The sequence below is a fragment of the Psychromonas sp. genome (genome assembly GCF_047632995.1).
In the GTDB taxonomy this organism is placed as follows: Bacteria; Pseudomonadota; Gammaproteobacteria; order Enterobacterales; family Psychromonadaceae; genus Psychromonas.
In genome coordinates this window covers 1-17,791 of sequence record NZ_JBLIEK010000079.1, presented here as the reverse complement: position 1 = coordinate 17,791, position 17,791 = coordinate 1, and the positions used below count along the sequence as shown (strand labels likewise).

General features: G+C 39.5%; 19 protein-coding genes and 2 pseudogenes. 15 read left to right on the top strand and 6 right to left on the bottom strand.

Annotation, left to right across the window (positions count from 1 at the left end):
* Positions 1-351, top strand: a 351-nt coding sequence (locus ACJAT7_RS13020) for a hypothetical protein (RefSeq protein WP_415227236.1), incomplete at its 5' end; no start/stop codon positions are given.
* A gap of 71 nt (positions 352-422) precedes the next feature.
* Here the strand turns inward: ACJAT7_RS13020 and bioA are convergent.
* Entirely contained in the window at positions 423-1,691 is a 1,269-nt protein-coding gene (gene bioA / locus ACJAT7_RS13015; RefSeq protein ID WP_415227235.1) for an adenosylmethionine--8-amino-7-oxononanoate transaminase, read from the bottom strand.
* 103 nt (positions 1,692-1,794) lie between these two features.
* On the opposite strand from bioA, the gene bioB reads away from it, so the two are divergent.
* The 8 genes and pseudogenes from bioB (at position 1,795) to proB (ending at position 8,716) form a co-directional block, all read left to right on the top strand.
* Entirely contained in the window at positions 1,795-2,847 is a 1,053-nt protein-coding gene (gene bioB, locus ACJAT7_RS13010) for a biotin synthase BioB (protein ID WP_415227234.1), read from the top strand.
* Positions 2,848-2,850: 3 nt separating this feature from the next.
* Positions 2,851-4,020 (top strand): 8-amino-7-oxononanoate synthase, encoded by a 1,170-nt coding sequence (gene bioF / locus ACJAT7_RS13005; RefSeq protein ID WP_415227233.1) that lies wholly within the window; start codon positions 2,851-2,853, stop codon positions 4,018-4,020.
* Positions 4,010-4,804: a malonyl-ACP O-methyltransferase BioC gene (gene bioC, locus ACJAT7_RS13000; protein WP_415227232.1), complete on the top strand. Its 795-nt coding sequence runs from the start codon at positions 4,010-4,012 to the stop codon at positions 4,802-4,804. Before bioF ends, bioC begins: the two co-directional genes overlap by 11 nt.
* Before the next feature lies 1 nt (position 4,805).
* Entirely contained in the window at positions 4,806-5,498 is a 693-nt protein-coding gene (gene bioD / locus ACJAT7_RS12995; protein WP_415227231.1) for a dethiobiotin synthase, read from the top strand.
* A 221-nt stretch (positions 5,499-5,719) separates the two neighbouring features.
* A pseudogene (locus ACJAT7_RS12990) lies at positions 5,720-6,160 on the top strand (diguanylate cyclase domain-containing protein); the annotation flags it as partial.
* Positions 6,137-6,970, top strand: coding sequence for an EAL domain-containing protein (locus ACJAT7_RS12985; RefSeq protein WP_415227238.1), 834 nt, complete (start codon positions 6,137-6,139; stop codon positions 6,968-6,970). The pseudogene ACJAT7_RS12990 and the gene ACJAT7_RS12985, both read left to right, overlap by 24 nt.
* On the top strand, positions 6,960-7,778 hold the full coding sequence (locus tag ACJAT7_RS12980; protein ID WP_415227230.1) for a GGDEF domain-containing protein: 819 nt from the start codon (positions 6,960-6,962) through the stop codon (positions 7,776-7,778). The genes ACJAT7_RS12985 and ACJAT7_RS12980 overlap by 11 nt, the downstream gene beginning before the upstream one ends.
* A gap of 134 nt (positions 7,779-7,912) precedes the next feature.
* Positions 7,913-8,716, top strand: coding sequence for a glutamate 5-kinase (gene proB / locus ACJAT7_RS12975; protein WP_415227229.1), 804 nt, complete (start codon positions 7,913-7,915; stop codon positions 8,714-8,716).
* A 285-nt stretch (positions 8,717-9,001) separates the two neighbouring features.
* Here proB and glgC read toward each other — a convergent pair whose 3' ends face one another.
* Positions 9,002-10,279, bottom strand: coding sequence for a glucose-1-phosphate adenylyltransferase (glgC, locus tag ACJAT7_RS12970; protein WP_415227228.1), 1,278 nt, complete (start codon positions 10,277-10,279; stop codon positions 9,002-9,004).
* 222 nt (positions 10,280-10,501) lie between these two features.
* On the opposite strand from glgC, the gene ACJAT7_RS12965 reads away from it, so the two are divergent.
* From ACJAT7_RS12965 to amrA, 4 genes are all read left to right on the top strand, one after another.
* Complete coding sequence (locus ACJAT7_RS12965; protein ID WP_415227227.1) at positions 10,502-10,684, top strand: hypothetical protein; 183 nt, start codon at positions 10,502-10,504, stop codon at positions 10,682-10,684.
* A 70-nt stretch (positions 10,685-10,754) separates the two neighbouring features.
* The gene (locus ACJAT7_RS12960; RefSeq protein WP_415227226.1) at positions 10,755-10,955 is read left to right on the top strand and encodes a hypothetical protein; all 201 of its coding nucleotides are present in this window, start codon (positions 10,755-10,757) and stop codon (positions 10,953-10,955) included.
* A 212-nt stretch (positions 10,956-11,167) separates the two neighbouring features.
* A complete protein-coding gene (gene amrB / locus ACJAT7_RS12955) occupies positions 11,168-11,950 on the top strand; it encodes an AmmeMemoRadiSam system protein B (protein ID WP_415227225.1) in 783 nt (260 codons plus the stop codon).
* Positions 11,928-12,518 (top strand): AmmeMemoRadiSam system protein A, encoded by a 591-nt coding sequence (gene amrA / locus ACJAT7_RS12950; RefSeq protein WP_415227224.1) that lies wholly within the window; start codon positions 11,928-11,930, stop codon positions 12,516-12,518. Before amrB ends, amrA begins: the two co-directional genes overlap by 23 nt.
* Positions 12,519-12,527: 9 nt before the next feature.
* Here amrA and ACJAT7_RS12945 read toward each other — a convergent pair.
* Positions 12,528-12,673 (bottom strand): annotated as a pseudogene (locus tag ACJAT7_RS12945) (IS256 family transposase); the annotation flags it as partial.
* A 600-nt stretch (positions 12,674-13,273) separates the two neighbouring features.
* Here ACJAT7_RS12945 and ACJAT7_RS12940 point away from each other — a divergent pair.
* The gene (locus ACJAT7_RS12940) at positions 13,274-13,750 is read left to right on the top strand and encodes a GGDEF domain-containing protein (protein ID WP_415227223.1); all 477 of its coding nucleotides are present in this window, start codon (positions 13,274-13,276) and stop codon (positions 13,748-13,750) included.
* A gap of 88 nt (positions 13,751-13,838) precedes the next feature.
* Entirely contained in the window at positions 13,839-14,789 is a 951-nt protein-coding gene (locus ACJAT7_RS12935) for an FHA domain-containing protein (RefSeq protein WP_415227222.1), read from the top strand.
* Between the two features lie 304 nt (positions 14,790-15,093).
* Here the strand turns inward: ACJAT7_RS12935 and ylqF are convergent, their stop codons facing one another.
* From ylqF to ACJAT7_RS12920, 3 genes are all read right to left on the bottom strand, one after another.
* Positions 15,094-16,032: a ribosome biogenesis GTPase YlqF gene (ylqF, locus tag ACJAT7_RS12930; protein ID WP_415227221.1), complete on the bottom strand. Its 939-nt coding sequence runs from the start codon at positions 16,030-16,032 to the stop codon at positions 15,094-15,096.
* 204 nt (positions 16,033-16,236) lie between these two features.
* On the bottom strand, positions 16,237-17,082 hold the full coding sequence (locus ACJAT7_RS12925) for an iron chelate uptake ABC transporter family permease subunit (protein WP_415227237.1): 846 nt from the start codon (positions 17,080-17,082) through the stop codon (positions 16,237-16,239).
* Positions 17,083-17,085: 3 nt separating this feature from the next.
* Positions 17,086-17,791 (bottom strand): iron chelate uptake ABC transporter family permease subunit (locus tag ACJAT7_RS12920; RefSeq protein WP_415227220.1); only part of this gene is annotated, 706 nt, incomplete at its 5' end.

The following is a 17,791-nucleotide window of genomic DNA, read 5'->3' as shown; positions in this document are numbered from 1 at the left end:
CTCACTGTCTTTTTATGGGCTGCATTTTTAGCTTATATGCTGCTTTTTCATTATGCTCGTGATTTTTTTGAGCCGTTAGTTATGTCCCATTTTGACGTTGATTCTGAGCGGTATTATCAATTTTCAGAGATAAAAATATTTATCTATCTGCTCTGGACGTGCTGCATTATTTCCGTGCTCGCCATTATCAATACATGGAATAAAAAACGTCGGGAAGGGGATAATGTACCCGATAAATATCTCATTGTGATCATGTTATGTACGGTGTTTTTTGCTTTTTATTACGCTAAAACAGATCTCAATTATTTAAATGGACAGTTATCTATTTTAGCCAAGCTGTTTGGGGAATGACGTCGTAAATTTCTAGTAGCAGTCAAAAAGGAGACGTTTTGTCTCCTTTTTCATGTGCTGAAATAAAAGGGCTATAAGCTGGCTACCGTATAGATAGCATCACACAATTTTTTCAGTTGCTGTTTCTCGATTATGTAAGGCGGCATAATATAAATGAGCTTGCCAAAGGGACGAATCCAGACGCCAAGCTCTACCAGACGTTTCTGCACAACAGCCACATCCAGGTTTTCTTTCATCTCAACCACACCAATCGCCCCTAATACACGCACATCCTGTACTTGCGGTAAATCTATACAGGGGGCTAAATAGTTGCTTAGCTGCTGCTCTATTGTCGAGACTTTATCTTGCCAACCGATACTGAGCAGTTTATCGATACTTGCACAAGCCACAGCACAGGCCAACGGGTTGCCCATAAACGTCGGGCCATGCATAAACACACCCGCTTTGCCCTGACTGATGGTATTGGCAATTTTATTGGTGGTTAAGGTGGCGGCAAGGCTCATATATCCGCCCGTGATCGCTTTGCCGACACAGATAATATCTGGGCTAATGTCTGCAAATTCGCAGGCAAAAAGTTTACCTGTACGGCCAAAGCCGGTGGCAATTTCATCGGCAATTAATAGCAGATGGTGCTTGTCACATAAAGCGCGAATGCCCTTGAGATACTCCGGATGGTAAAAAAACATACCGCCAGCACCTTGAACAATAGGCTCTAAAATAATGGCGGCAATATTTTGTTGGTTTTCTTCAACTAATTGGGTTATCGCATTTAAGGCCGATGGATGCCATTCTTGATCAAATGTAATGCTGGGTTGCGGGGCAAACAGCTGTTTCGCCAGAAAATCATGATATAACTCATGCATTGAACCTTCAGGATCGGTGACAGACATAGCGCCAAAGGTATCACCGTGATAACCGTTACGAATGGTTAAAAACTGGCTTTTTGGTTGATCGAGTGCATGCCAATATTGCAGCGCCATTTTTAACGCTACTTCAACGCTGACACTGCCCGAGTCCGATAAAAAAACTTTATCTAATCCCTTAGGGGTGATTGCAACTAATTTTTTTGCAAGACTGATAGCGGGTTGGTGCGTCAAACCGCCGAACATAACATGCGCCATCTTATCAAGTTGATTTTTAGCTGCATCATTAAGCTCAGCCACGTTATAACCAAATAAACACGCCCACCAAGAGGACATGCCATCAATTAATTGCACACCGCTATCAAGTTCTAAGATGCATTTATTCGCCGAAACCACACCATAACAGGGCAATGGATTGGTCATAGAGGTATAAGGGTGCCACAGGTGTTTACTGTCAAATTGCAGATCAAGGGTCATAACGCTCACTATTTAATCAGATGTAAAGATATAATCGCTAATATATTGACAGTCTATCTTTGAACATTAAACTAACCAAACTATTTTAAGGTGAGAATTTATTATGAGCAACACAGTAATCCATCAAAACTGGACGGTTTCAGAAGTTGAAACTATGTATGAGATGCCTTTTATGGATTTGCTTTTTCAAGCGCAAACCACTCATCGCGCTCATTTTCCTCGCAATGAAGTGCAAGTCAGTACATTACTGTCAATTAAAACAGGGGCTTGCCCTGAAGATTGTAAATATTGCCCGCAAAGTGCACGTTATGATACCGGTCTTAAAAAAGAACAATTGATGGAAGTTGAAAAAGTAATCAAAGCGGCTAAAGATGCCAAAGCGACCGGATCCACCCGTTTTTGTATGGGCGCTGCGTGGAAAAATCCCAGGCCGCGCGATATGCCTTACCTTGTTGAAATGATAAAAGAAGTTAAATCATTAGGACTTGAGTCATGTATGACCTTAGGGATGCTCGATAACCAACAGGCAGCGCAACTTGCGCAGGCGGGGCTGGATTACTATAACCATAACCTCGATACCTCGCCAGAGTATTACGATAAAATCATCACCACGCGCAGCTATCAAGACCGATTAGACACCTTAGATAACGTACGTCATGCCGGCATGAAAGTGTGCAGTGGGGGGATTGTTGGGTTAGGGGAAGCGGGGAAAGACAGAGCTGGGTTATTAGTGCAACTTGCCAATATGCCCAAGCAACCTGAGAGTGTACCTATTAATAAATTAGTCAAAGTAAAGGGCACACCACTGGACAGTGTCGATGATTTAGATGAATTTACCTTTATAAAAACCATCGCTATTGCCCGGATCATGATGCCAAAATCTCATGTCCGTCTATCTGCAGGACGTGAAGATATGTCTGAGCAGACTCAAGCGCTTTGCTTTATGGCGGGGGCCAACTCAATTTTTTACGGCTGCAAACTGTTAACAACAGCCAACCCTGATGAAAACTCGGATATGGAACTATTTAAAAAATTAGGTATAAATAAAGAAGCGGTCAATTTCTCACCTTATGAAAGAGAGCAAAGTGTCGATGCGGCTATCGTACGTCACGGTGAAAAAGATGAGCTGTTTTACGATGCAACAAGTACGCTCTAAGCAATGGCGTTTGATTTTATAGAGCAGCAGCTGCAGGCTCGCAGGAATGAGGGCCTTTATCGGGCTTGTCAGACAATGACGGGGCCGCAAGGGCGCTTAGTAAAGGTTGCTGATAAAACCTACCTTAACTTCTCAAGCAATGACTATTTAGGACTTGCCAGTGATCCCGCGCTTATCAAAGCATGGCAAAGTGGTGCCGAGCTATATGGCGTGGGCAGCGGCGGTTCATATCTGGTTACCGGTTATAATCAAGTGCATGCCGATTTAACGGCGCAGTTAAAATCCTGGCTGGGTGTGGAAGCGCTGGCGCTGTTCAGCTCCGGGTATTCTGCTAACCAGGCGATTATCAAACTGCTGCTGGGTAAAAACGATCTGTTAATTCAAGATAAACTCAATCATGCATCTTTAATGGAGGCCGGCACGTTTGCTGATTGTAAGATGGTGCGTTTCAAACATAATGATATGGCGAATCTTAGTCAGTTATTAAACAAACAGAAAGGCAGCGCTGCGAATAAGCTTATCATTAGTGAAGGCGTGTTTAGTATGGATGGTGATTGTGCGCCGATCGGCTTGCTTGCAGAGCAGGCCAAAAACAATGATGCGTGGTTAATGATTGATGATGCCCATGGTTTAGGGGTACTCGGTAAAAATGGTCAAGGTAGTGTGGTTGATGCGGGTTTAAAAAATAGTGATATGCAAATATATATGGCGACTTTTGGCAAAGCATTAGGTGTTGGCGGGGCATTTGTTGCCGGATCGCAGGAATTTATCGACTATTTAACTAATTTTTCAAAACCTTATATTTACACCACCGGATTACCGCCAGCGATGGCTTACACTATCGGCCAAGCTGCGCATATGGCTGAAACGCAGTCGTGGCGCCGTGATAAGTTACAACATTTAATCAGCAGCTTTCGAACATTATGCGCAGATAACGCCATTCAACTGGGCGAGTCCAATACCGCTATCCAACCTATCATTATTGGTAGCAGTCAACAGACAGTCGCACTGGCGCAGCAGCTAAAAAAATTAGGATTCTGGACAACTGCCATTCGTCCACCAACCGTGCCGGTCGACAGCGCCCGTTTACGTATTACCTTAACGACGAATCATGAAGTCGACGATATAAAATCCTTAGTTACCGCTATCCGCCGAGTTTTAGATGAATTATAGAAAAACATTAAATATAAATAAAAATGCGGTGGCAAATTCATTTTCTAAGGCCGCGGACCATTACGACCAGTTTGCACAGCTGCAGCGAGATATCGGTTTGCAGCTGCTCCATCCGAGGAGCGATGGAAATGTCAAAGCGATTTTAGATCTTGGTTGCGGCACGGGCTATTTCAGTGAAAAAATAACTCAGATTTACCCTCATTGTGAAATGACCTGCCTGGACCTTTCTGCTGCTATGCTCGCACAAGTTGGCAAAAAAAATCTTGTCCAAGTAACTTGCCTGGAAGGTGATATTGATCACTTGCCCTTTAGTGCTAATCGTTTTGATATGATCTTCTCTAACTTGGTACTGCAGTGGAGTGAAGATCTGCCTTTGTGTTTACAACAGCTCAAAGCGTGTTTGGCGGTTGGCGGGACATTGTATTTTTCGACGCTGTTAAGTGGATCGCTTAATGAACTAACGCAAGCATGGAAAAGCGTGGATTTGCAACCACATACCAATGCATTTTTAAGTCTTGAAAGTATAAAAAATGCGCTTCAACAAGCGGGATTTACAAAACTAACCATAACAACAGAAACGCGAATATTAAGTTATCAGAGCGTGATTGCAGTGATGCGTGCATTAAAAGGGATAGGGGCGAACCATGTCCATGGTCACCGAGCAGTTAAAATAAGTGGCCGTAATCTTATAAAATTGCTTGAGCAGGGATATTTACCCTTTGTTAATGGGCGCGGAGAATTAAATTTAACCTATCAAGTGTGTTATGTAGAGGCGCAAAAATAAAATGGCCGAGATAAGAGAAAGCAAGACCTTTTTTGTAACCGGGACAGATACTGATGTGGGTAAAACCATCTGCTGCAAAGCCTTGTTACAATCCGCCAATAAACAGAATATTACAACACTTGCTTATAAACCAATCGCGGCGGGCTGCAGCTTAACGATTGATGGTTTGCGTAATGAAGACGCGCTTATATTACAAGAAAACTGCAGCGTTGACGTTACATACCATGACGTTAATCCTATCTCCTTGCAGTTAGCTATCGCCCCGCATATTGCTGCGAAGCTTGAAAACAAAACAATTAAATTAATGGATATCAGCCGTGGATTAAAAGTGCTGCAGGAAAAAGATGCAGAGGTGATTATTGTTGAAGGTGCTGGCGGCTGGCGACTCCCCCTTAACGATCAAGAGACTCTCTCAGATTGGGTCATTGCGCAGGAGTTGCCTGTAATTTTAGTGGTCGGCATGAAATTAGGCTGCCTGAATCATGCGCTGCTGACCTACGAAACGATTATTAATGATGGTTTAAAGGTAATAGGGTGGATAGCTAATCAATTACATACGGATATGCCTTATTACCAAGAGAATCTACAGCTGTTAAGCGCAAAAATCGATGCGCCTCTGATTGCAGAGATTCCTCATCTGAACGAGGTAAAGGATATTGATTTGGCACAATTTGTAAGCTTTTCTTTTAAATAGCGCATAAAATAACTCAATGTCTATCAATAAATCTTCTTAAGGTTAAGATTAATACATTGTTGTAGAAACTGTTTTTAGCAGCAGAGATAGTCGCTTTGTTAATTTTTTGAAAGAGATAGAATAAAGTGATGTATATTACAAATATATGTAATATAAGGTTTATTTGACGCTTTTTAAGCTTATATTGCAATACAATGGATTGAAATAATAATAAGGAATATTATATTTTGTTTCTAACAAACTTGTATCTCCAGATAAAAAATAAAAATAGTATTAAAACACTTTTTCTAATTGATATTTTATTTATGAAAGATATTAATGCTACATACGGGTTTGAAAATGGCGACGCTGTCATCGCGCAGTTTAAAAAATTAATCCAAATGCTACTTAAAGATGAAATTAAAAAGAGGGTGATTAGCACCTTTGGGCAGAAAGTCGCCTGCAATATAAAAAGGCAACATGCAGATGTATTTGCAGTCACTTTTTATGGGGATTTGTGTGAAGCCGCTATTATTGCAATAAAAGATACCATCATAAATAAACTGCTAATTTATCAATTTGATATAGTAAACCCAAATCTGCAAATAATTATAGATATAACGATAGGGTGCTCAAAAAGTGCCAGTAAGGATCTGCTTATCTATGCAGAAAAAGCGTTAAATAATGCTAAACAGGATTTTGAAACATTTAAGTTTTTTGATTCTAATCTCTATAAAAATGAAGCCTTTAATAATAACCTTGTTGATTTAATTAAATATAATATTGAACAAAAAAAAGTTGAACCACATTTTCAAGCGATATCCTGTAATAATCACAATAAAGTAGTCAAGTATGAAGCGCTTATGCGACTTTTTGACGAAGATGGCAATATGCTTCTTCCTGCAGCCTTCCTAGAAAAAGCTAAAAATTACAGGCTATATAACAAATTAATGCAAATATTAATCAATAAAGTTTTTGATGTGATAATGCGGCACCGCATACATGTAAGTATTAATTTGGAGTATAACGACATAATTAACCCCTTAATTAGCGATATTATTATCAGCAGACTTGTGCAGCAGGATGATATAGGTATGTACCTGACGATTGAGATTCTGGAGAGTGAAAGAATAAAAAACTTTGATGTGATTAATGATTTTATTCTGAGGGTTAAAGCATATCAGGTAAGTATCGCCATTGATGACTTTGGGACGGGTTTTTCAAATTATGAATATATATTAAAATTAAATGTTGATTATCTGAAAATAGACGGCTCGCTGATACAAAAAATCGATCAAGAAATATATATGAACCTTATAAAAAGTATTGTTATGTTTTGTGGAAAGCAAAATATAAAAACGATTGCAGAATATGTCAGTGATTTAAAAATACAAAGATATGTAAAGGCGTTGGGGATCGATTATTCGCAGGGCTACTATATTCAAAAACCAGTCTCAATAGAGAAAATTGTTGGAGAAAAAAGTGAAACGTAATTTAAAAAAGATTACCGACAAGACAGTACAAGAGTTGTTAGAAAATGAAATTATACTGCCATCGTCTTACTTTGAATTATTTGACAAAAACGCGAAAAGTTTAAGTATCGATATTAAAGATTCTCAATTTGAAAGAGAAATCAGTCATGTTATTGCAGATGAATTGAAAAATATAAATGCCTATATGAAAAAAGCTATCAAACAGATTGATATATTAAGTGATGTGACACAAGAAGCACAGGAGGCGATTAAGGATAAGGATGACAGTAAATTAAAAACGCTTACCTCTTCTTTGGTCGAGATGGGAAATGAAATCAAGGCATTAAAAGATGTTATCTATATTGACGCGTTAACAAAAACATTCAATAGAAAATGGATTTATAATCATGCCATTATGGAAAATGGAACGTTTGAACATGCAGGTTTTTTGCTTTTTGTTGAGGTAAATGATTGTGCTTATCTCGCTGATAAATATGGGAATGTAATTGCCGATAATGTGATTATCTATATAGCAAAATTCTTATCTGAAAAATTTAAAAAAGAAAATATAAAATGTGATATTGCAAGATATAGCAATGAGCAATTTTTAATTTTTATCAAAGAAGATAATTTTGAAAACATCACTTCCTTTATTAAAAATGCACGACTAGAGCTTTCTAATTTAACGTTAAAAAGTAAGTCAGGATTAACATTTAAAACAAATTTTAATTTCGGAATGGTGAAATATATTTCAAGTGAATATTTTCAACAAGCGGTTGAAAAAGCAGCCGCTTTGTCAAGCAAAGATAAAGTAAAAATTAAGATGTGATACGTTGTTTTGAAATTAGACCTGAATAATAATCACTAATGAGGTATAATCAATTGTTCCGAACTTTAAAGTAATTTAGACTATGATCAACCTAAATCATTAAAAAGCAAAATAAAACATAATTAAGGATTAAAATGAAAAGGCTAGTGATAAAAGTTGGTACGGCTGTCTTGACTGACAATAATAATATCGCCAAAGAACGAATGATGAACCTTGTTACACTTATTGCGACACTTAAAAAACAATATAATGTCGTTTTGGTGACATCTGGAGCAGTCGCAGCTGGCTATTCAACATTAAAACTTGATAAAAGAAAACAGATTGGGAAAAAAGCACTTGCTGCTGCAGGTCAGCCAATTCTGATGACCGCATATAAAAAGAAATTTGATATTTACGATATCGATACTGCGCAGATACTCTTAACAGAAGATGATTTTGACTCAAGAAAACGTACTAAAATGTTTCAGGAAATCATTACTGCCCATTTAGATAATGATATCTTACCTATTGTTAATGAAAATGATATTACCTCTACGCCAGATCAACAATTTGGTGATAATGATCAACTCTCCGCAAATGTTGCCCATGAAATCAATGCGGATATTCTGGTTATTTTAAGTGACATTGATGGTTACTATGATAAAAACCCACATGAATATAAAGAAGCTAAAATTTATAAAGTGATTAATGAAGTGCCTAAAAGTGCATTGCTTGAAACCTCCACGCCAAATAATGAATTTGCGACCGGTGGCATTATCACTAAATTAAAAGCGGCAGAGTACTTATTGAAACGTGGCAAAAGAATGTTTTTATGTAACGGTTTTGATCTTAGCGCTGCTGAATCATTTCTATTAGAGGGTGAGCATCTGTTAGGAACATTATTTGAGCCTGCAAAACCTGCAAAACCCGTAAAACCTGCAAAACCAGTAGAAGTATAAATTTAGTTTAATATACAACTGATTTGCCTATTTAGCCTTTTGTCTGTGCGTTTATATTTGAGCGCATAGCCTTAGGCTCTTCGTTGATTCTCCCGTAATCTAACTTTTTTTCTTGCTTTACAGCAAATGCTTTTATGACCATTTTGGAGCATTCGTAGTAATTGATTGACAGCCTATTTCTGCGATAAGTAATACTGGTTTCAGCCTATCCACCGTCCATAAATATTTCCCCCCCAAAAAAAGCCGCAGAAACGACTCTCAATTTAGTTAGGTTATTTTTTGGAATTATTTTAAGCCGTTTTTATTGGCTAATGCTTTGAGCATTGCACTTGTGACGAGAGTGATCCCTTTTTCAGAAACACGGAATCCATTTGTTTCATCTTGCGCTTTATCTACACCAATAGTTAAACCTGCCGGTATCTTACAATTGCTATCGATAACCACGCGGAACAACTTACAGTACCCGCCGACATCACTGCCATGCATTAATACTGACTCCTCGATAACACTGTGAGAGTGTGTGTGAACATTTGAAAATAACAATGATTTACGAATTGTTGAACCCGAGATGATACAGCCGCAGGAAACGGTGGAATCAACAGCCAGACCTCGACGATCAATATTATCAAAAATGAATTTAGCGGGGGGGAGTTGCTCTTGATATGTATAAATTGGCCAGGATTTATCATACATATCAAGTTGTGGATTGGCTTCAACGAGTTCCATATTTGCCTCCCAAAATGAATCTATTGTACCTATATCTCGCCAATAAGGTTGATGCGTACTATTTGGATCTTTAAAAGCAAAGGCAGAGACATTATGCTTTTTGATGAGGGATGGAATAATGTCATTGCCAAAATCACGACTGGAGTTTTTGTTAATACAATCGCTTGACAGCTGTTTGAATAAAAATTCACTATTAAAAACATAGTTTCCCATCGAAGCTAAGCACAACCCTGGCTTATCAGGTATTTCATTAGGCTGTGCAGGTTTTTCATCAAATGCAGTAACTTTATTCTCACTGTTTATTGTCATCACACCAAAGCGGTCAGCAGCTTCCTGCGTGGAGACTTCGAGGCAACACACCGTCATATCAGCATTGCTTTCTACATGCTGCGCTAGCAGGACGCCATAGTCCATGCGATAGACATGATCGCCAGCTAATATCAATATATATTTAGGCTTCTCAGAACGAATAATATCCATGTTTTGATACACAGCGTCAGCAGTTCCTACATACCAATCATTACTAGTACGTTGTGATGCGGGCAATATTTCAACAAATTCTGATAAATTAGGCTTAAAGCTGCCCCAGCCGTGGTTGATATGACGTATTAAGGAGTGTGACTTATACTGTGTGGCGACACCGACACGATGGATACCCGAGTTGACACAGTTTGATAATGGAAAGTCAATAAGGCGGAACTTCCCCCCAAAATAAACGGCAGATTTAGCACGCCACTCGGTAAGTTCGAACAATTTATTACCGCGACCACCCGCTAAAATTAATGCATAAGTATCTTTTGTTAGGTGACTGATAAACCTATCTCTATGGTTTGGCATAAATTAATCTCCCAGTAGTTGAATATGAATATGAACAGGATACATTATTTGATTAAATGTTGATATCCATTATTGATATCTATTATTTATATAAACCCAGTATTTACAGTCGGTATGGTTGCATAAAAAGGATGTCTTCTATGTGAGTCTGGTCGTTTTCGATAGAGCGTGGCTATATATTATTGCTTAATTGTTCATGAAATAAAATTATGGAGGGTATTGTTGACTAGAGAATTATTTTGTAAATTTGGCAACCTTTGCCCTGATTATATTTTCAAATTAACGTTAAATAGATCACTATTGATGGATCTGCAATCTCAGGGAAGTTGGCTGCTTGAATCGGGGTTAGTGGCTACAGATAAATTACCAAATTACAGATTGCTATTAGATGCGCGGGCGTTGTAAAAAGTGAATCCGGTGGCGGTGAGATTATGAGCCACTACTTATCGATTTGTTGTGTAGTACAGGTGAAAATATGAGTTTAACTCAACGTTTATATCTATTTACTGCGATGGGATTCGGCCTGATGATTATCGTTTTCGATCTCTTGTTCCGATCTTGGAATACATTAAACATTGCGATGGATAAAGTTGATTATACTCAACGAGTAGGAGAAATTGTTAACCAATTACAGCTGCATATATTTACAAAGCAAGGCGCTTCAGCAGATCTATGAATTGCTGACCAGCAGCGTTTTGCTGATCTTATTTATTCTACTCGACTTTAATAACGCAACAGAAAGTTTATGCCAGTAACGGGTTGAAAAACATCCACAGGTTTTACTCTCTTTCATCACTTTATCCAGCGCTTGACTATACTCTAAGTATGCTCATTACAGGCTAATTTACTGTCTAAATTTTGTGTGTGTTTATTTGTCGTGAGGTAGTTATGAAATACAGAACAGCCGCCGTCTCGGGGCAGTTTTATCCCGAATCTGCACTGCAATTACGCTCTGAGGTCAACGCTTTTTTAACCGCGACGACAGAGGAGGGAATTCATACGCATGCGCTGATCGTTCCTCATGCGGGTTACTGTTATTCAGGTGGCGTGGCCGGCTGTGCTTATGCTTATCTTAAATCCATTGCCAGTCATATTACACGTGTAATTTTACTGGGTCCAAGCCATCGCGTGGCATTACAAGGCTGTGCTGTTTCTAATTATGAGGCGTTTGCTACACCACTTGGCCTTATTGATGTGGCAAGTGAATGTTATCCGCCACTGCTCAAGTTAGGTTTAGTGAGTAGTTGTGATTCTGCTCATCTATTAGAACACTCACTGGAAGTACAGCTTCCATTTTTACAGTGTTGTTTAGATAATTTTAAGATAGTACCTATTGTTGTTGGTCAGAACTCCCCACATACAATCAAGGAAATACTGAATGTGTTAAAGGTTGATGACGGTTCAACGCTGGTGGTCGTTAGCTCAGATCTAAGTCATTATCATCCCTACCAGCAAGCCAAGATCCTGGACAATAATACGATTGATAAAATTTTAAATTATGACCATACGTTAACAGGTGAAGATGCATGCGGTTGTTTTTCAGTGAATGGCTTATTGGATTATGCCCACAGCCAAAGATGGAAAATCAAGTTAATTCAAAAAACAAACTCGGGAGATATTTTGGGGAGTAAAAAAGAGGTGGTGGGTTATGCCAGTTTCATCTTGTACTAACCTTAGCGTGAGTGAGCAGGCTGTACTCAAAAAATTTGTCAGGCAAGTGCTGAATAATGCGGTAATAGATAAATCGCTAATATTGCCTAGTGAACCACAGTCTCTATCATTGTTAGCGCCAGGGGCCTGCTTTGTGACTTTATACACAGATCAACAGCTGCGCGGTTGTATTGGCACTTATGTGGCCGATCAGCCGTTGTGGCTTAATGTATGCCGCTATAGCTATTACAGTGCTTGTGAAGACCGGCGCTTTACGCCTATTGCTAAAAATGAATTGGCTAATATACGTTTTGAGATATCGGTTCTGAGTGAGCTTGCACCGATAGCAAATGCAGGTGAGCAAGCTTTGTTAACACAGCTAAAAGCGGGTATTGATGGATTGTTATTAAAAGAGGGCTATCGCAGCGCAATATTTTTACCCAGTGTCTGGCAGGCGTTAACAACGCCATCTGAATTTTTGCAGGCATTAAAGCTGAAGGGGGGCTGGCCTGCTAATTATTGGAGCCAAGATATTGAATTATTTAGATTTACCACTTTTGTTATTGAAGGAGAAAATAAAAACAGCTGAAAATAAGTGTCACCCTGCATCGCCTTTTGGCAATGCGAGAGAAGACAATGCAATCATAAAACGATTCAAGGCCGTTTTACAATTCCTAATCGGCATTGGCCATTTTTTGCTGCCTCCATCACGACAAGATAAACTACTTTTTTAGCAGAATCTTCCGTTTAAAATACCCTGCACGGCATACAAGGGCGTCGACAGTTTGTGAGCGCAGGCGCCATTAGCTGAGTTATTTCAACATTATTTTCTGGCGTTAACTTACCTTCCGATTTTATAACAAAGAAAAGATGAGAAGCCTTTATCTGCAGATATTAACGCTTGAGACAGCCCAACAAACCGCATTAGCTCCTGTGTTTATGAATCTGAGTAGTTTAATGGTATTACAGGAGTGCTTTGCTTTGAATTTTAGCCGTTCAGAGCTTAATAAATACGCCAGCTTTATCTCAACCACACTGCATGACACAAGTTGAGTTACTCTGAGCTTCGCTGGACTAATCTTTATATTTCCCATAGATGTCAGAGCGGCAAGTCATCCATCCATTAATCGGTGTAATAGAGTGTAATAGTATTTATTTTCTGGGTAGACTAATATATTTAGTTATTCTTAGTTAGTTAATTAAGATCTATAAAATGGTAAGCTGATAATTGTAACTCTTTGTTAATCAAGAAAAGAGCCCAGACGGAACTGGCGTTTAATACGACTGTGCTTTTCCGCAAAGGCGTTCTTACTACCTTTATGTTAGACGTTGGAGATATATAAAATGGTATTACTCGCCCTAAAGGACAAGCTGACTGGTTTGGATAATCAGAATCAGTTTGCGATATCTTTTCAAAACTCAGTCAATCACAACATCGAACAGCGCAGAAATTTCTCATTGTTAGTATTAGATCTTGATAAGTTTAAACAAATAAACGATCAATTTGGCGAGCAATCTGCGAATTTAGTTTTAACCTCTTTTGCTAAAATTTTATCGGATTGTATCCGCTTTAGGGATCAGGTTTTCCGTTATGGTGATGAACAATTTACTATTTTATTAAATGATGCTGATGAAATGTCGATCCCATATATTATAGACCGTATCGACAAGGCTGTTATGGATAATTCATTGCTCTTAGAATTTAATGTGTCGTGCCGCATAGGCAGTGCAGATTATAAAAAAAATGATGACCTTAGCAGTTTATTTGAGCGTGCTGAACAGGATTTAGATCAAGCCTACGAAAAAATGAAAATGGCGTGAAATTATCAGTACATACAGTATATAATTAGTCTTTTTAAATTAAGTAATAGCCTCTCTATTTAAATTAATTTTTACGGACGAATTAATTATGACAAAAATTATCAATACCACGACTGAAGAGTTGGTTATTTTATTAATCCAGCATATTTTTGGTCGTCACCCGAGCACTTCACATACAGTGCTGCTCAATCCCGATGCATCGCGCATGCACGCAACTATTTTATGGGATGGTGAGGACTGGTTGATACAAGATTCCAGCAGTAATGGTACCTATGTTAACGGCAATCTTATATTACATGGGGCAAAACAACGGCTGCGTAAGGGCGATAAAATACATTTCGGCAGTTTATTGGGGGATACTTGGAAAATGCTTGATGCCAGCCCCCCGAACAGCTTATTAGTGCCAGTTACTCCTGGTTTAAGTACAATTGAATTGTCGGATTTAGTTGTATTACCTGATGAAGAGTCGCCAGAAATTACTTTATATATGTCGCCGAGCGGTCATTGGATTTGTGAAAGTCAGTCGGGAATCTCTATGTTAAAAAGTGGAGATCTGGTTGGTTGTAGTGGACAAAATTGGCGCTTTATTGAAGCGAGAGCTAGCGATGAAACTCAATTCCTACAATCAAATGAGCTTCCGAGTTCACATCAGGTGGGGATCTTTTTTGATGTTAGCCAAGATGAAGAGCATGTTTCCTTTAAACTGAAAATGGATGAGCATGAATACGACTTAGGGGAGCGTAACCATCACTATCTGATGTTATTACTGGCTAGAAAAAGGCTTATTGATATAGAAGATGGTATCTGTGTGACAGAGCAAGGTTGGATAGATAAAGATGATTTATGTAAGATGATCGGGCAAAATGAGGGCCTTATCAATATCCACGTCTATCGTTTTAGAAAGCAGGTCGTTAATATGCTGCCCAAGTCATTTAATTTTCCACAGGCTATAGAAAGACGCAGTCGAGAGATTCGTTTGGCCTTTGATGATATTCAAATCAGAGGCGGCACGCAGATAATACTGGGAAAAATAAATTAGGCTCCAACTAATCAATCCTATTTAATCAGTTAACTATTCGATGCGCGCGGTATTGTTAACTCCCGCGCATCGTTTTATTTACTGTTTTCAACGCATCTGATAATAATACCAAATCCACTCATTATCTATTCATTTATGCTTGTTAAAATGAATGCGAGCTTCGTTATTGATTTTATAATTAGAACAACTAGTTACTGCAATCAATGCCTTGCTTTCAGCCATTTTCCCTCCGCCTTAATAGATCATCTAATTAATGGAATTGGTATAAATTCGACTCGATTTGATCTAGTGTGGAAAAACGTGTTTAACGACGTTTATATTTACGTTTTCTCGATTTTTTCTTTTCTACTTTATTTTCCGCTTGCTCAGCCATCAGCTGTGCCACCGCAATTTTTTCAACGCTTGCCATTGCAGGTGTCTCAATACTTAATGGCCCAAGCGCGCCAGAGCGCAGCTCATTTAACAAAATTGTCGAGACTTTATAGATATCGAAATGCCCGCCAGCACGTAAACAGCCGCGACGAAGTGCAATCGCTTCCATTAACTCGTGATCACTTTGTGGCAGCGTTTCTAACTCATAACGTTCTTTTAAACGTTGTGGGTAATTATCCAGAAGATACTCAGCAGCATAGTAGGCAATATCTTCATATTCAATCGCCGTATCTTTTATCGCTCCCGTTACAGCAAGACGGTAACCTGAATTTGCATTCTCAATTTTAGGCCATAAAAATCCAGGTGTGTCAGAAAGCATGATGCCGCTTGGTAAACGAATGCGTTGCTGCTGCTTCGTCACTGCGGGTTCATTACCCGTTTTGGCTATAAGTCGGTCCGCCAAGATATTGATAATGGTTGATTTTCCTACATTAGGGATCCCCATAATCATGGCGCGGATCTGTTTATCCTGGCCTAATCTATTGGGTAACATCTGTTCACACAGCTTGGTTATTTGATGAACTTGCTCTGGTTTACTGGTGGTAATGGCGAGCGCTTTTATCCCCTGCTCCTGTTCCAAATAAGTGATCCACTGCGCTGTGATCTCCGGATCTGCCAAATCAGATTTGTTAAGCACTTTGATACAGGGTGTTTTTTCTCTAATATTTGCAATGAGTGGATTTTCACTGCTATATGGGATGCGAGCATCAACGACTTCAATAATAATGTCAACTTGCGGCAAGACTTCTTTTATCTGTTTGTGCGCCTTGTGCATATGCCCGGGAAACCATTGGATATTAGCTTTACTCATTTGATTTATAACTCTTTATTGTTTTAGCCTTTGCTCATAATGTTGTCAATGAGTGCGCTTAAATTTAGTATGGAATAGTTCTATTGACGCCAGTTTAACTGATGGTGGGTAATAGATACATTTTATTTAATTATCGACCGGTGCATTTAACTCTGACTCATTTTGTTGACGCATAGCTTATTGCTAATTTGAAAAAATTATTTGCTAATATTTTTGCCCTCTAATTAATAAAATAAGAAAATATCCTCCACCAATAATCGAAACCAATGTACCGGCGGCAATTTGCATTGGAAATAATAATATTTGTCCTAACCAATCGGCGATAAGCATCAATAAGCCACCACAAAGCGCGGCAACAATGAGTTGTGCACGCGCTTGTTTGGCTCCCAACATGACGGCTATATGGGGTGCCAGCAAACCAATAAAGGCAACCGGACCCATAGTTGTTGTCACTAAGGCGCACAATAGGGCAACGGCGCATAACAAAATAATGCTGCAGCGTTGAACGTTCAGACCACGTGCCGCGGCAAATTGGCGTCCTGCAGAAAGAAGCGTTAGCCATCGTGATACGCTTACAATCAAAGAGAAAATCAGCATAACGCTGAAGGCAAGGGTGAGAGCCGCATCCGCTGTTACCCGGTAAGTAGAGCCCGCCAGCCAACTGATAATGGTGTAGCTGTCTTGTGTCCCTTTGGCCAGAGAAAATTGCACTAAAGACTCAATTAAGGCGCTAATGGCAATACCCGTCATAATCATACTTGCAGGCGAAAATTGATTCTTTCGCCCTAAAAGCAGTAGTAAAGCCAGCACCACCATGCTGCCAGAAAAAGCAATCAGCGCGCCGGATGCAAAGATATTTACACCCAGAAAAACACTCGTAGCGATTAACGCAAATGTTGCTCCCGCAGAAATACCAAGAATATCTGGACTGGCTAACGGGTTATAGACCAAACGTTGTAAGACGGTGCCCGCAGATGCCAATGCTATTCCAGCCGCTAACGCGGTGACAAATCGAGGCCAGCGAATGGCCCAGCTAAAAGTATCTGGTATCGCTCAAAAGATTCCTTGCTCACTTTGAGTCACGGTTGCGCTGATAATAAGCATTAGAACGGTTGCTGCAAACAATAATGGAATGACTGTGCCTGCCAATCGGGATTTACTGGGCGGAAGCTTAATGGAAAGTTGATCTTGTGCTTGCAGTGCCCGGCGGCTAAACCACAGCAATGCTGGCGCACCGACAATGGCGGCAGCAGTGCCACTTGGCAACATTTCCAGTGTTATTTGGCTAATTAATAGTGCTAAAATATCGGTTAGCATTAAGGCAAGGCTGCCGATAAGCATACTTGTATAAAGCTCTGCTTTTGCAGTGCGCGCGCCTAAAGCTCGCGCAATATTAGGGGCGAGTAAGCCGATAAAACTAATCACACCTACCGCCGTAATGGAAGCGGCAACCCCCCATAATCCCAGCGCAATTAATAAAATAAACAGTGGAATTACGTTTAGACCTCGCGCTTTTGCGCCTTGCTGGCCTAACCGCAGGACAGTTAAAATTCGCGGTGCAAACACTAAGATAGGCAGGGCAATAGAAATACGCGGTAATAACCAATGCACCATCTCCCAGCCATTTTGAGCGAGATCGCCCGCTCCCCAAATAAACACATTTTTGGCATATTGGTCGTTGAGTAGAATAATGGCGGTGGCGGTAGCTGCAAACAGAATGTTTACCATCATGCCGGATAAAATTAACGGCAACCCGGTT